The sequence below is a fragment of the Mesobacillus harenae genome (assembly GCF_013343715.1).
Classification (GTDB): domain Bacteria; phylum Bacillota; class Bacilli; order Bacillales; family Cytobacillaceae; genus Mesobacillus_A; species Mesobacillus_A harenae.
Map to the genome: position 1 here is coordinate 52,917 of NZ_JABUNR010000025.1, position 14,363 is coordinate 67,279.

Here is a 14,363-nt window from a genome sequence, read left to right on the forward strand (position 1 = left end):
AAAAGGTGAGTATCAGCGTGGAATTGGTTAGAATCAATTATCCCCATTCATATACAAGTAAAGATTTTCCGCCACTGGCCTTAGCTCTTGGCTATTTCGACGGTGTCCACCTGGGCCATCAGCAGGTGATTGCAGAAGCACAGGCCTCTGCTCAATCCAAAGGCTTAAGGTCCGCGGTAATGACCTTTGATCCCCATCCATCTGTTGTGCTGGGCAAAACTAACCAGCAGCTAGATGCGATCACCCCTCTTTCGGAGAAGATCCATGTGATGGAAGGGCTTGGAATCGATTATTTATTCATTGTTCATTTTACTCAGGAATTTTCAAGTCTCCTCCCTCAGGAGTTTATAGACAAATTTATTATTGGACTTAATGTCAAGCATGTAGTTGCCGGTTTTGACTACCGATATGGAAAAATGGGGAAAGGAACGATGGAAACCTTACCGTTTCATTCTAGAGATCTATTTAGCTATACCGTAGTGCCGAAGCTTGAAACGGGTGGTGAAAAGGTCAGTTCAACCTTAATCAGGTCCCTTATTCGTCAAGGGACAACCGGCGGGCTTCCAAGCTTGTTGGGCCGATTTTATACAACCACCGGGATTGTGGTGGGCGGAGATAAACGGGGAAGAACAATTGGCTTTCCGACAGCAAATATCGATCATAGCGAAAATTATATTATTCCTCCAGTTGGTGTATATGCTGTTAAAGTGCTTGTCAGGGGAACATGGCACAACGGAGTCTGCAACATCGGCTATAAGCCAACCTTTAATAAGGAAAGACCTGATGCCCCAACGGTAGAAGTTCATATTTTTGACTTTAACCACGAGATTTACGGAGATGAAGTAACGATCGAATGGCATATTCGGCTGCGGTCGGAACAGAAATTTAATGGCATTTCCGAACTGGTTGAACAAATCGACAAAGATAAGCAGGAAGCCCTGTTGTACTTTGAAAAAAACAACTGTTAGACTTGCTTTTTGCCGGAAAAAGTTGTATTCTTAGTAACGTACCAAATCGAACCTTTACTTGGCAAGTCGAATCACCGACGCTTGCTCAGTAACAGGGGATTTATTATCAGGAGGTGAATACGGATGGCAATCACTAAAGAACGTAAAAATGAACTAATCAGTGAATTCAAAACTCACGACAGTGACACGGGTTCTCCAGAAGTTCAAATCGCTGTCCTTACTGCAGAAATTAACAGTTTGAACGATCACTTACGCGTTCATAAAAAAGACCACCACTCACGTCGCGGTCTATTAAAAATGGTAGGTAAACGTCGTAACCTTTTGACATACCTACGTAACAAAGACGTTTCACGTTACCGTGATCTAATCAACAAGCTTGGTTTACGTCGATAGTCTACAGAAGCGGGATTATTCCCGCTTTTTTATTAGGAAAAAAAAGATATAGCCTTTATTCGGTATACATATTCTAAGCAGGCCTTTTTCTGTACATACTATGAGAATAAAAAGCTAAAACCAGGCGATAACGTCGGAACGGCTTTTAGAGCAGAGTGTTTTGTTTTTACTTAATAAGGTATATTTCCAATAGGGGCATAATGATGCTTTTGTTGAGTTTATAAAGATGTGATGCAGGGTTGTTGATACAGTGGACAAGCCTGCCTAAAACTGAATCAGGTAGAGAGGGGTTTAAAAACGAATGGAACAACAAAAACGCAGCTATTCTATGGAATGGGCTGGACGCGAACTGACTGTTGAAGTCGGACAATTTGCTAAGCAGGCTAACGGCGCCGTCCTTATCCGTTATGGCGATACAGTTGTACTAAGTACGGCAACAGCGTCAAAAGAACCGAAAAAACTAGACTTTTTTCCATTAACTGTCAATTACGAGGAGCGTTTATACGCCGTAGGTAAAATCCCAGGCGGATTTATTAAGCGTGAGGGGCGTCCGAGTGAAAAGGCAATTCTGGCAAGCCGTTTAATCGACAGGCCAATCCGTCCATTATTTGCTGATGGTTTCCGGAATGATGTTCAGGTTATCAGCATTGTTATGAGTGTTGATCAGAACTGTTCTTCCGAAATGGCAGCAATGTTTGGTTCATCTCTTGCCTTGTCTGTCTCCGATATTCCGTTTGGCGGGCCAATTGCCGGTGTAACGGTTGGACGGATCGACGGTAAATTTGTCGTGAATCCTTCAGTCGAAGAGGGAGAAAAAAGCGATATCCATTTAGTAGTTGCAGGTACAAAGGATGCAATTAATATGGTCGAAGCTGGTGCTGATGAAGTTCCAGAAGAAGTAATGCTTGAAGCGATTATGTTCGGCCACGATGAAATAAAACGCCTGATTGAGTTTCAAGAGAAGATTGCTGGAGAAGTCGGCAAAGATAAAATGGAAATCAAGTTATTTGAATTAGACAAAGACCTTGAAGGACAAGTTCGTGAAATGAGCGAGAGCAATATGGTCAATGCGATTCAGGTAGTTGAGAAACATGCTCGTGAGGCTGCAATCAAAGAAGTTAAAAATGCCGTTATTGCACATTTTGAAGAGCAGGAAGCGGATGAAGATACACTAAAGCAGGTAAAACAAATCCTTGATAAAATCGTTAAAGGAGAAGTCCGCCGCTTAATTACCGAAGAAAAGGTCCGTCCTGATGGGCGTGGAGCAGAGAAAATCCGTCACCTTTCTTCAGAGGTAGGATTACTTCCAAGAACGCACGGCTCTGGATTATTTACCCGCGGACAAACTCAGGCACTAAGTATTTGTACGCTTGGCGCCATGGGTGATGTTCAGATTTTAGACGGAATTGGGCTTGAGGAAGAAAAACGCTTCATGCACCATTATAACTTCCCTTTATTTAGCGTTGGTGAAACAGGACCGATCCGTGGACCAGGCCGCCGTGAAATTGGGCATGGTGCCCTTGGTGAAAGAGCCTTGGAGCCGGTTATTCCAGCAGAAAAGGATTTCCCTTACACAATCCGCCTTGTTTCTGAAGTACTTGAATCAAACGGTTCTACCTCTCAGGCAAGCATTTGTGCCAGCACACTGGCTATGATGGATGCTGGAGTACCTCTTAAAGCTCCTGTAGCCGGAATTGCGATGGGTCTAGTTAAATCAGGCGAGCATTATACTATTTTGTCTGATATCCAAGGTATGGAAGACCATCTGGGCGATATGGACTTTAAAGTGGCTGGTACTTCAAAAGGGGTAACAGCACTTCAAATGGACATCAAGATTGAAGGCTTATCACGTGAGATCCTAGATGAGGCTCTTCAACAGGCCAAAAAAGGCCGGATGGAAATTCTGGACAGCATGCTCAGCACAATTGCAGAGCCACGCGGTCAGCTTTCCACATATGCACCAAAGATCATGACAATGAAGATTAACCCGGATAAGATCCGTGACGTAATCGGACCAAGCGGAAAGCAGATCAACAAGATCATCGAAGAAACCGGCGTTAAAATTGATATCGAGCAGGATGGAACAGTCTTCATTGCATCAATTAATGAAGAGATGAACCAAAAAGCAAGAAAAATCATTGAAGATTTAGTCCGTGAAGTGGCGGTTGGTGAAAGATATCTTGGTAAAGTAAGGCGAATCGAGAAGTTTGGAGCATTTGTTGAACTCTTCCCTGGAAAAGACGGGCTTGTCCATATTTCAGAGCTTGCTGAAGAACGTGTAGGTAAGGTTGAAGATATCCTGAAGCTTGGAGATGAACTTCTGGTTAAGGTAACAGAAATCGATAAGCAGGGCCGAGTTAATCTGTCACGTAAAGCGATTTTAAAAGAGCAGCGCGAGCAGGCTGAAAAACAATCCTAAGGCTAGGCTGTCATTCTGGCACTGTCCGTATTATCCTTTAAATATTGCATAAACTGAAGTCAGGGACAGCCCTGGCTTTTTTTGTATATCCTTAATAAAACTGCTTGCACCGGGCGCTCACTTTTCGTTCTACCTTGTCCTTCTGCTACATAATCTGTAGTGATGAGGAGGCATGATAAATGGGGAAGTTAGGGTTGATTGTTACTCTGTGTATAATTGCAATAATCACGGTGAGTAATCCATTGACAGAGCAATATCTAATGAAGTTAAGAAGCGACGCTGCGGTTGTGTCGAAACAGCAGGATGCTTTGTATGAAATGATCGAAAGCAAGGCTCCAGAGTTTGAACAGCCTGTCTATGATGCGAAAATAGATCCGGTTTGGAAATCTGTCCCTGGGTACAACGGACTCCAGGTTGATATTAAAAAGTCTTACGATAAAATGAAACCAAAAGGTAAGTTTTTAAAAGATAAACTTGTTTACAAGGAGATTAAACCGAAGGTCCACCTTAGTGATTTACCTCCAGCGGCCATTTACAGAGGGCATCCCGAGAAACCGATTGTGTCCTTTATCATTAATGTTGCATGGGGAAATGAGTATTTATCTGATATGCTGGCTACTTTAAAAAAGCATAATGTTTTAGCAACCTTTTTCTTGGAGGGCCATTGGGTAAAAGAAAACCCTGACCTGGCAAAAATGATTGTTGAAGCAGGCCATGAGGTAGGTAACCATTCCTTTTCACATCCCAACATGAAGGAGCTGCCTGCAGCAGCCGTTAAAGAAGAAATCGAAAAAACAAATGCCGTAATCGAAGCCACTACAGGCAAGAGGATTAAGTGGTTTGCTCCTCCAAGCGGCTACTATCGAGAAGAGGTCGTCAAGATTGCGGCTGCAATGAAGCTAGGAACGATCATGTGGAGCGTCGACACAATTGACTGGAAAAAGCCTACCCCAGATCAACTAATCAATCGTGTCATGTCTAAGGTCCATAACGGCGCTTTTATTTTAATGCATCCTACAGAATCAACGGAAAAGGCACTAGATCAGCTGATTTTACAAATAAAAAATCAAGGACTTGAGCTTGGAACCGTTTCTGACAATTTAAGTGAAGACAGAATAATGTTGAAAAACATGAAAAAATAATCTTCTTTTTGGAAAAAGTAAGTAAAATACACTATACTAATTTAATGCAGGGCTAGTACAGCAGCAGGTTCCAGAGGAGGAGTTTTCTTGATAAAAAAATATACTTGCCAAAATGGCTTAAGAATCGTACTCGAACAAATTCCGCATGTCCGGTCCGTCGCTATCGGAGTGTGGATAGGGACCGGCTCTAGAAATGAAACCCCAGTCAATAACGGTATTTCACATTTTTTAGAGCATATGTTTTTTAAAGGAACCAAAACTAGATCAGCCAGAGAAATAGCAGAGTCATTTGATAGTATTGGAGGCCAAGTAAATGCCTTCACTTCAAAAGAGTACACTTGCTATTATGCGAAGGTTCTTGATAACCACGCTCCATACGCATTAGAAGTGCTCGCGGATATGTTTTTCAATTCCACATTTGATAATGAAGAACTTAATAAAGAGAAAAATGTGGTTTATGAAGAAATAAAAATGTATGAGGATACACCTGATGATATTGTTCATGACCTTTTGAGCAAAGCAATTTATGATGACCATTCTCTTGGCTATCCTATTTTAGGAACAGAGAAGACATTAGAAACATTTAATGGTGACAAGTTAAGAGAATACATGCACGAAACCTATACACCGGAAAATGTCGTTGTCTCAATTGCAGGCAATATATCTGAATCCTTCATTCATGATGTAGAAAAATACTTTGGTACATATGAGGCAGGAAAAAAAGAGCAGACCTTTGAAAAGCCTCGCTTTCATGGTACAGAGGTTGTCCGAAAGAAGGAAACAGAACAAGCCCACTTATGTCTCGGTTATGAAGGCTTACAAATTGGCCATGAGGACGTGTACAGCCTTATTGTCTTAAATAATGTCCTTGGCGGCAGCATGAGTAGCAGGCTTTTTCAGGAAGTCCGTGAACAGCGTGGTCTTGCCTATTCGGTGTTCTCTTATCACTCTGCGTATCGCGACAGTGGAATTGTCACGATTTATGGTGGAACAGGCTCGAAGCAAATTAACGTGCTATTTGAAACGATCCAGGAGACCCTTGCCAAACTCAAGGAAGATGGCATTACCGTTAAAGAGCTGAATAACAGTAAAGAACAGCTTAAAGGCAGCTTGATGCTAAGCCTTGAAAGCACCAACAGCAGGATGAGCCGGAATGGTAAAAATGAATTACTCCTGAAAAAGCACCGCTCACTAGATGAAATTGTTGAACAAATCGATCATGTGTCAAAAAACAGCGTTGACGGCCTTGCTAACAGAATCTTTACAGACCAATATTCAACTGCTTTAATCAGCCCTGATGGCCAACTTCCAGGCGCTAAATAATGAGTGACAGTCTGCATAATTAGCAGGCTGTTTTTTTTATGGCCGATAGTAAAACATGTGTCCATGGGTATTTCCAGGGAAGTTTATTTTTTAGAGTAATTCTAGTTATGGAATATTTCTGTTCATTTATGGAATATATTTCAAAAACAGCAATCAACCGGCTAGAAACCATGAAAGACTCCCATTTTTTCATTGAGGCAAGGCTCTTAGACAAAACTTAGCTAAAATCCATCAAATACGTTTAATTTTGAACGTAAACAATGACTTGAAGTAAGATGATCGCTTTACCCAATCATATTTCTCCATTTTAACGCTTCTAAAAAGGCAAAAGACCGATACACTTATAATAAGGACAAACGAAAGCGGGGATATAGGGATGAAACTAAGCGAATTGGGCGGAAAGGAAATTGTAGATGCAAAAAGAGCGGAGAGGCTTGGCGTTCTAGGCCAAACCGACTTGGAAATTGATGAGCAGACAGGCAAGGTGGAGGCACTTGTCATCCCAGGCGTGAAGTGGTTTGGGCTAAGGAAGCAAGGCGGCGACATCCGTGTACCCTGGCAGCATGTGAAAAAAATTGGAGCGGATATGATTATCATCGATGTTCCAGAGGAGTTTGGAGAGCGCCCAAAGGATAAATCTGAATCGCCCGATTAATGGGCGCTTTTTTTATTTTAGAATTTATATAGATGAACATTTTTATCCAACTCCAGCGCCTAGCCCCTCGAGGTCGCTTCGGTACCAGCTGATGAAGTCAAAGAACGACTTCACCTTCTGGCCCTTCACCGCTTGTCGGGGCTGTTCAAGGCGCTTGCGCTTTTGTTTCATCCAGCTCCAGCGCCCAGCGACTCGTGTACTTCGCCCACCTTTCTACAATAAGTCAACAACGAATCGCTTAGGCTCTTCGTGTTTCCTTTATCTCAGTCGGTGTTCGCCAGTCCTGTCGTGCGCTTAACGGGCGCTTGCGCTTTTGTTCTTTCAAAACCACCACATTAACCTCTTTAAAACCCCCATTTTTCACTAGAAAACCTAATATGTCCCGACTTGGGACAAAGCCCAACCTTCAGGAAACTTCCGCTTTTGCCCATTGAAAAACTCACCGATTTTACACCCCCTACATATGATGTTGAGTAGTTGTCATAACATTTCCTGCTATGGATTACTAAAAAGAAGGTGATTGTTCTCATGCTGACAGGAATGCAAATCGCTGTCATGGGCGGTGATGCAAGACAGCTGGAGATAATACGGAAGCTGACCGAACTGGATGCTAAGCTCTCGTTAGTTGGTTTCGAGCAGCTTGATCATGCATTTACAGGAGCTTCAAAAGAAAAAGTGGATGAAGTAGATTTTTCTGTGATTGATGCCATAATTCTTCCTGTTCCGGGGACCAATCTCGAGGGGCAGGTGGAAACGATCTTTTCAAACGAAAAGGTTATATTAACGAAAGATATGCTTCTAAGTACCCCTGAGCATTGTAAAGTATATTCTGGAATTACAAACACGTATTTGACTGGGATTATCAAACAAGCCAACCGTGACCTTGTTCAGCTGTTTGAAAGAGATGATGTAGCCATATTCAATTCAATCCCTACGGTAGAGGGAACGATTATGATGGCCATCCAACATACGGATTTTACCATTCATGGCTCAAATGTCTGTGTGCTGGGACTTGGGCGCGTAGGAATGAGCGTGGCGAGAACCTTTCACGCACTGGGTGCGAAGGTTAAAGTCGGGGCCCGAAAAACCGAACATCTGGCAAGAATTACGGAAATGGGCTTAACTCCATTTCATCTTAAGGATATTGAGAATGAGGTTATCAATACGGACATCTGTATTAATACAATACCGAAGCATATTGTAAAGTCTTCAGTCATTTCAAAAATGCCAACACACACGCTAATTATTGACCTCGCTTCAAAGCCTGGAGGAACAGATTTTCGCTATGCAGAAAAAAGGGGTATAAAGGCGCTGCTTGCACCGGGACTCCCTGGAATAGTAGCTCCGAAAACGGCAGGGCAAATACTTGCAAACGTACTGGCCCAACTGCTGATGGAGGATAGTACAAAGAGGGAGGAGAAAGGAACATGACATTAAAAGGGAAAAGAATTGGCTTTGGATTGACTGGATCTCATTGCACATACGATGCAGTCTTTCCTGAGATAGAGAAGCTTGTTAATGCAGGAGCAGAAGTACTGCCGATTGTTACTTTCACTGTAAAAAATACAGAGACAAGGTTTGGGAAAGGGGAAGACTGGATAGAACGGATTGAGGAGTTAACAGGAAATAAGGTGATCGATTCAATTGTTAAAGCAGAGCCATTAGGTCCTAAAATTCCTTTGGATTGCATGGTTATCGCTCCGCTTACAGGTGGTTCAATGAGCAAATTTGCCAATGCTTTGAATGATAGTCCAGTACTAATGGCAGCGAAGGCAACCTTGAGGAATTTAAAGCCAGTTGTCCTTGGAATTTCGACGAATGATGCACTAGGTCTGAACGGGACAAATTTAATGAGGCTCATGTCCACGAAGAACATATTTTTTATTCCATTTGGGCAGGATGACCCTGTAAAAAAACCAAACTCCATGGTGGCAAGAATGACGCTGCTCGACAAGACGGTTGAAGCGGCCATGAGGGGTGAACAGCTTCAGCCTGTTCTAATAGAAAAGTATAAAGATAGCGAATAAACCCCCTTTAGTTTTTCCGGTTGGAGCAAATTGTTTATTACAATAAAGAATGATTATGTTAAAATAGATTTTATTATACCGATGGCGGTTGTTACCGCCGTCACTTACTTATAATTTAGTTGTTTTGCGAAATGCCGGAAAAAGAAATTTTTTATTTGGAAGGGGAAACACCACATGTCAGTAAAAGGATTCCACGTAGCAGTCGTAGGCGCTACAGGTGCTGTTGGTCAACAAATGATTCAAACCCTAGAAAAACGTAATTTTCCAATATCAAAAATAACACTTCTATCATCTGCACGCTCAGCCGGTAAGGTTGTGCGTTTTAGAGACGAAGACGTGACGATTCAGGAAGCTAAGCCTGAAAGTTTTGAAGGCGTACAAATCGCTTTATTCAGTGCTGGAGGCAGTATCTCAAAAGAGCTTGCTCCAGAAGCTGTAAAACGCGGCGCGATTGTTGTCGATAACACAAGTGCCTTTCGGATGGATGAAAACGTTCCCCTCGTTGTACCTGAGGTAAATGAAGAAGATTTGCGAGGTCATAATGGAATTATTGCCAATCCAAACTGCTCAACCATTCAGATGGTTGTGGCTCTGGAGCCTTTACGTAAAAAATATGGTTTGAAGAAGGTTATCGTTTCAACATACCAAGCAGTTTCTGGTGCAGGAGCCGCGGCCGTTGACGAAATGAAGGCACAAGCCAAAGCCATTCTAAATGATGAAGAATTTGAACCAAAACTGTTGCCAGTTGGATCAGGGGAGAAACACTATCAAATTGCCTTCAATGCGATTCCGCAGATTGACAAGTTTGAAGATAATGGTTTCACCTTTGAAGAAATGAAAATGATTAATGAAACGAAAAAAATAATGCATATGCCTGAGCTGCAGGTTGCGGCTACATGTGTCAGGCTTCCAATTGGAACAGGTCATTCAGAATCCGTCTACCTTGAATTAGAGCAAAGCGGAGTGTCTGCAGCGGATGTGAAAGAGCTTCTGAAGGATGCACCAGGTGTTGTCCTGGAAGATGTGCCAGAAGAGCAAATCTACCCGATGCCAGCTTACAGTGTTGGCAAAAATGAAGTATTTGTCGGCAGAATCCGTAAAGATCTGAATGAAGATTCAGGTTTCCATATGTGGGTTGTTTCAGACAACCTGTTAAAAGGGGCAGCCTGGAACTCTGTTCAAATTGCAGAAAGTCTAGTTAGACTTGGCGTGATCAAGTAGTTTGGCCTGAAAGCAAAGGTATAACATTTTGGGGTGTTATGATGAAAATAACCATTCAAAAATTTGGCGGCACTTCTGTCAGAGATGAAACAGGCAGGGAACATGCCAGAAACCATGTTCAAAAAGCGATCTCAGAAGGCTATAAAGTGATTGTCGTTGTGTCTGCAATGGGGCGTCTTGGTGATCCTTATTCAACGGATACCCTGCTTTCGCTAGTTGGCGGAAATGCGAATAAGCTAACCAAACGGGAGCAAGACTTAATGATGTCATGCGGAGAAGTGATCTCAAGTGTAGCTTTTTCGAACATGCTGCTGGAACACGGCGTAAAAGCTGCAGCCTTGACAGGAGCCCAGGCAGGCTTCAGAACGAATCAAGAGCATTCGAATGCTAAAATTATCGAGATGAAGTGTGAAAGACTGGTAAGAGAACTGGAGCACCATGACGCTATCGTGGTTGCAGGTTTTCAGGGATCAGCTCCTAATGGTGATGTAACGACAATTGGCAGGGGAGGCAGTGATACATCTGCCGCTGCTCTTGGTGCTGCCTTAAATGCTGACTGGATTGATATTTTTACAGATGTGGAAGGCATTATGACAGCTGATCCACGAATTGCCGAAAATGCAAGGCCTCTTGCACAGGTTACCTATACAGAAGTTTGCAATATGGCTTATCAGGGTGCTAAGGTCATTCATCCAAGGGCTGTTGAAATTGCGATGCAGGCAAAAGTCCCAATCAGAATCCGTTCGACCTATTCAGAGTCACTTGGTACACTTGTAACCTCCTTTAACAAGGAAAACCGGGGAAGTGACCTTAGAGAAAGGCCAGTAACGGGGATTGCTCATGTGACGAATATAACCCAAATAAAAGTTTATGCAAAAAAGGGCCAGTATAATTTGCAATCAGAGGTTTTTCAGGCGATGGCAAACGAAAGCATCAGTGTCGATTTTATCAATATATCTCCTAATGGAGTCGTATATACAGTTTCTGAAGATATGACAGACCGTGCACTCGAAGTATTGGCCAGCTTGAATCATGAACCCGAAATTGAGAGAGGTTGTGCAAAAGTCTCGGTGGTGGGAGCTGGAATGGCAGGTGTCCCAGGTGTTACTTCAAGAATTGTAACAGCTCTTTCTGAAAAAGAGATACGAATTCTGCAATCCGCTGACAGCCATACAACAATTTGGGTACTCTTAAAGCAAGACGATCTCGTCAAAGCGGTAAATGCCTTGCATGATACTTTCCGCCTTGATAAGGAACATCTAGAATATGAACGTAATGACTGAAAAGATTTGAAAAGGAGTGGGGTAGATGGTTCAGTTCGGCCGGATCTCGACAGCAATGGTAACCCCTTTTGATAATAAGGGGCATATAGACTTTGCTAAAACAACACAGCTCGTTAACCATTTAATCGATAATGGTACAGATTCTCTAGTAGTTGCAGGAACAACCGGGGAATCACCGACTCTTTCAAAAGAAGAGAAGCTAGCATTATTCCAGCATGTTGTCAAAGCAGCAGATAAGCGGATTCCTGTTATAGCAGGAACTGGCGGAAATGACACATATGCCTCGATCGAGCTGACAAAAAAAGCAGAGCAAATCGGCGTAGATGCCATTATGATTGTAGCCCCGTACTACAACAAGCCGAACCAGGAGGGGCTGTACCAGCATTTCAAAGCTATTGCACAGAGTACAACCCTGCCAGTAATGGTTTACAATATTCCGGGACGTTCAGCGGTGAATATTCATCCTGACACAATTATCCGTCTTTCAGAAATTACAAATATTGTTGCTGCTAAAGAAGCGAGCGGTGACTTAAATGCGATGACGAAAATTATCGCCAGCACACCCGACGATTTCGTTTTATATAGTGGCGATGACAGCTTGACCCTTCCTGTATTGAGCATTGGAGGAGCTGGAGTTGTTTCGGTCGCCTCACATGTGTTCGGGAAAGAAATGCAGGAAATGGTTGGAGCGTTTTTAGATGGAGACAGACAGCAGGCAGCTAAGCTTCATCAAAACCTGCTTCCTAAAATGGAAGGGCTGTTCGCGGCACCAAGCCCTGTACCAGTAAAAACAGCACTCCAGCTAAAAGGCTTCGGAGTGGGCTCAGTCCGCCTGCCGCTTGTCCCATTGACAGAGCAGGAGAGAAACACACTTAAAAATGTATTAGGAATATAATTATCCGGTAAAAGCCAGTCATCTGACTGGCTTTTTTTGCAGGTGTTTTTATATTAGATTCTAAAGTTTAAAAAATGCGGGCAAAAGTATCTATACGAAAAGGTGAAAAATCTTATCAGAGAGTAAAAACTTTTTTTACAGAGCATGTGTCCTGGTCTGCTCTTATATATTAGGGAAATCCCCAAGGGAATGGCTTTTCTTTAAAAACTTATGATACTTAGACATGAGTCATTTAAATCAGCAGCTATAATAAAAGTTGTGAAGATTTTCCTCCATCAAGTATAATGATTATAACTGGTCATGGACGGCCCAATTTTGCATAGGAGGAAGAAGTTTTGAAAAGTATGAACCAAAACATCAAAGTAATTGCTCTCGGTGGCGTAGGGGAAATGGGAAAAAATATGTATCTTACTGAGGTGGACGACGATATTTTTATCGTGGATGCAGGCCTCATGTTTCCTGAAGACGGCATGCTCGGTATAGATATTGTTATTCCTGACATTTCCTACTTAATCGCTAATAAGGATAGAGTTAAGGCGATTTTTTTAACTCATGGTCATGAAGACCATATTGGTGCCTTATCCTATGTTTTAAATAAAGTGAATGTGCCGGTTTATGGGACAAGGCTGACGATTGAACTTACAAAAGCAAAACTAAGTGAACAAGAGTTTCAGGGTAAAGCCGATTTACGCGAAATCGAATCATCGACCCGGCTTGAATTTGAAACAGCAGAAGTGACATTTTTTAAAACAAATCATAGCATCCCAGGGTCAGTAGGAGTGTGCATTCACACTTCTGAAGGAGCTGTTGTCCATACAGGAGATTTCAAATTTGACCAAACAGCGGGTGAGTTGTACCGTTCCGAAATTGGTAAAATGGCGCAAATTGGTGAAGAGGGAGTCCTTTGCTTGCTGTCTGACAGCTCAGAGGCAGAGAGACCAGGTTACACGGTTTCTGAAGCTATCGTAGCAAGAGAATTGTCAGATCATTTTTATAGTGCTCCTGGCAGGATTATAGCCGCTTGCTTTGCTTCAGATATAAATCGTATTCAGCATATCTTTGACAGCGCGTTGGAAAACCGCAGGAAGGTAGCTGTTGTAGGAAAGAGTCTGCAGAGGGTTTTTGATATCGTTCTTCGTCTTGAGTATGTTCAGGTAGATAAAGATATTATCATCCCGATTGAGGATATTTCAAAATACAATGACAATGAGTTGGTCATTTTAACAACTGGAAGTCAAGGTGAACCGATCGAGGCATTGCAGAAAATGGCTAAGAAAACTCATTCCCAGGTGAATATCCAGCAGGGAGATACAGTTCTAATTGCTGCATCTCCTATACTCGGCAGTGAGTTGTTTATTTCTAAAACAGTTGATATGCTGCTAAGGGCAGGTGCCAGTGTTGTGTCCGGAAAGCGGACAGGCCAAGGGTCAAGCCATGGAAGCCAAGAAGAGCTTAAATTTATGATTAACTTAATGAGGCCAAAATTCTTTGTCCCTGTCCATGGGGAATATGGAATGCTAAGAGCCCATGCCAATGTAGCAAAAGAATGTGGGCTATCAGAAGGTCAAATTTACATTCCTGCCAAAGGTGATGTCGTTGAACTAACAGGCGGAAAGCTTATAAGTGTTGAAAAGGTTGCTGCCGGGAATACTTTAATTGATGGGATCGGAATCGGCGATGTCGGAAATATTGTTCTAAGAGATCGACGACTTCTGTCGCAGGATGGAATATTGATTGTCGTTGTAACGCTTAATCGAAAAGAACGGCGAATCGAGGCAGGTCCTGAGATTATTTCGAGAGGATTTGTGTATGTCCGTGAGTCTGAAAAACTTATGGAAGATTCCGCAGCCCTTGTTAAAGGGATTGTTGAAAAAAATATTTCAAGAGATTGGGGCACAATCAAGCAGGAAATGCGTGACGCATTGTATCAGCACTTATACAGTAAAACAAAGCGCCGCCCAATGATCATGCCAATAATCATGGAAGTTTAAAACCTAAAGCGGAGGCGCCTTGGTTAACCCCGACAAGCGCTGGAGG

At 42.6% G+C, this 14,363-nt stretch carries 12 protein-coding genes; all 12 read left to right on the forward strand.

What is annotated here, in order from left to right:
• The first annotated feature begins 17 nt into the window (after positions 1-17).
• The 12 genes from ribF (at position 18) to HRJ06_RS21830 (ending at position 14,317) form a co-directional block, all read left to right on the forward strand.
• A complete protein-coding gene (gene ribF, locus HRJ06_RS21775) occupies positions 18-968 on the forward strand; it encodes a bifunctional riboflavin kinase/FAD synthetase (RefSeq protein ID WP_174735052.1) in 951 nt (316 codons plus the stop codon).
• Between the two features lie 123 nt (positions 969-1,091).
• Complete coding sequence (rpsO, locus tag HRJ06_RS21780; protein ID WP_174735053.1) at positions 1,092-1,361, forward strand: 30S ribosomal protein S15; 270 nt, start codon at positions 1,092-1,094, stop codon at positions 1,359-1,361.
• A gap of 301 nt (positions 1,362-1,662) precedes the next feature.
• The gene (pnp, locus tag HRJ06_RS21785; RefSeq protein ID WP_174735054.1) at positions 1,663-3,780 is read left to right on the forward strand and encodes a polyribonucleotide nucleotidyltransferase; all 2,118 of its coding nucleotides are present in this window, start codon (positions 1,663-1,665) and stop codon (positions 3,778-3,780) included.
• Between the two features lie 179 nt (positions 3,781-3,959).
• Positions 3,960-4,922 carry a polysaccharide deacetylase family protein gene (locus tag HRJ06_RS21790; RefSeq protein ID WP_174735055.1) on the forward strand — a complete coding sequence of 321 codons (963 nt, stop codon included), beginning with the start codon at positions 3,960-3,962 and terminating at the stop codon, positions 4,920-4,922.
• A gap of 87 nt (positions 4,923-5,009) precedes the next feature.
• Positions 5,010-6,245 carry a M16 family metallopeptidase gene (locus HRJ06_RS21795; protein WP_174735056.1) on the forward strand — a complete coding sequence of 412 codons (1,236 nt, stop codon included), beginning with the start codon at positions 5,010-5,012 and terminating at the stop codon, positions 6,243-6,245.
• Positions 6,246-6,621: 376 nt separating this feature from the next.
• The gene (locus HRJ06_RS21800) at positions 6,622-6,900 is read left to right on the forward strand and encodes a YlmC/YmxH family sporulation protein (protein ID WP_174735057.1); all 279 of its coding nucleotides are present in this window, start codon (positions 6,622-6,624) and stop codon (positions 6,898-6,900) included.
• 528 nt (positions 6,901-7,428) lie between these two features.
• Positions 7,429-8,331 carry a dipicolinic acid synthetase subunit A gene (dpaA, locus tag HRJ06_RS21805; RefSeq protein WP_174735058.1) on the forward strand — a complete coding sequence of 301 codons (903 nt, stop codon included), beginning with the start codon at positions 7,429-7,431 and terminating at the stop codon, positions 8,329-8,331.
• The gene (gene dpaB, locus HRJ06_RS21810; RefSeq protein ID WP_174735059.1) at positions 8,328-8,927 is read left to right on the forward strand and encodes a dipicolinate synthase subunit B; all 600 of its coding nucleotides are present in this window, start codon (positions 8,328-8,330) and stop codon (positions 8,925-8,927) included. The genes dpaA and dpaB overlap by 4 nt, the downstream gene beginning before the upstream one ends.
• A 174-nt stretch (positions 8,928-9,101) precedes the next feature.
• The gene (asd, locus tag HRJ06_RS21815) at positions 9,102-10,148 is read left to right on the forward strand and encodes an aspartate-semialdehyde dehydrogenase (protein WP_174735060.1); all 1,047 of its coding nucleotides are present in this window, start codon (positions 9,102-9,104) and stop codon (positions 10,146-10,148) included.
• A gap of 41 nt (positions 10,149-10,189) precedes the next feature.
• Entirely contained in the window at positions 10,190-11,431 is a 1,242-nt protein-coding gene (gene dapG, locus HRJ06_RS21820; protein WP_174735061.1) for an aspartate kinase, read from the forward strand.
• Positions 11,432-11,456: 25 nt separating this feature from the next.
• Positions 11,457-12,326, forward strand: a complete 870-nt coding sequence (gene dapA / locus HRJ06_RS21825; protein ID WP_174735062.1) for a 4-hydroxy-tetrahydrodipicolinate synthase — start codon at positions 11,457-11,459, stop codon at positions 12,324-12,326.
• 344 nt (positions 12,327-12,670) lie between these two features.
• Complete coding sequence (locus HRJ06_RS21830; RefSeq protein WP_174735078.1) at positions 12,671-14,317, forward strand: ribonuclease J; 1,647 nt, start codon at positions 12,671-12,673, stop codon at positions 14,315-14,317.
• Positions 14,318-14,363 lie beyond the last annotated feature (46 nt).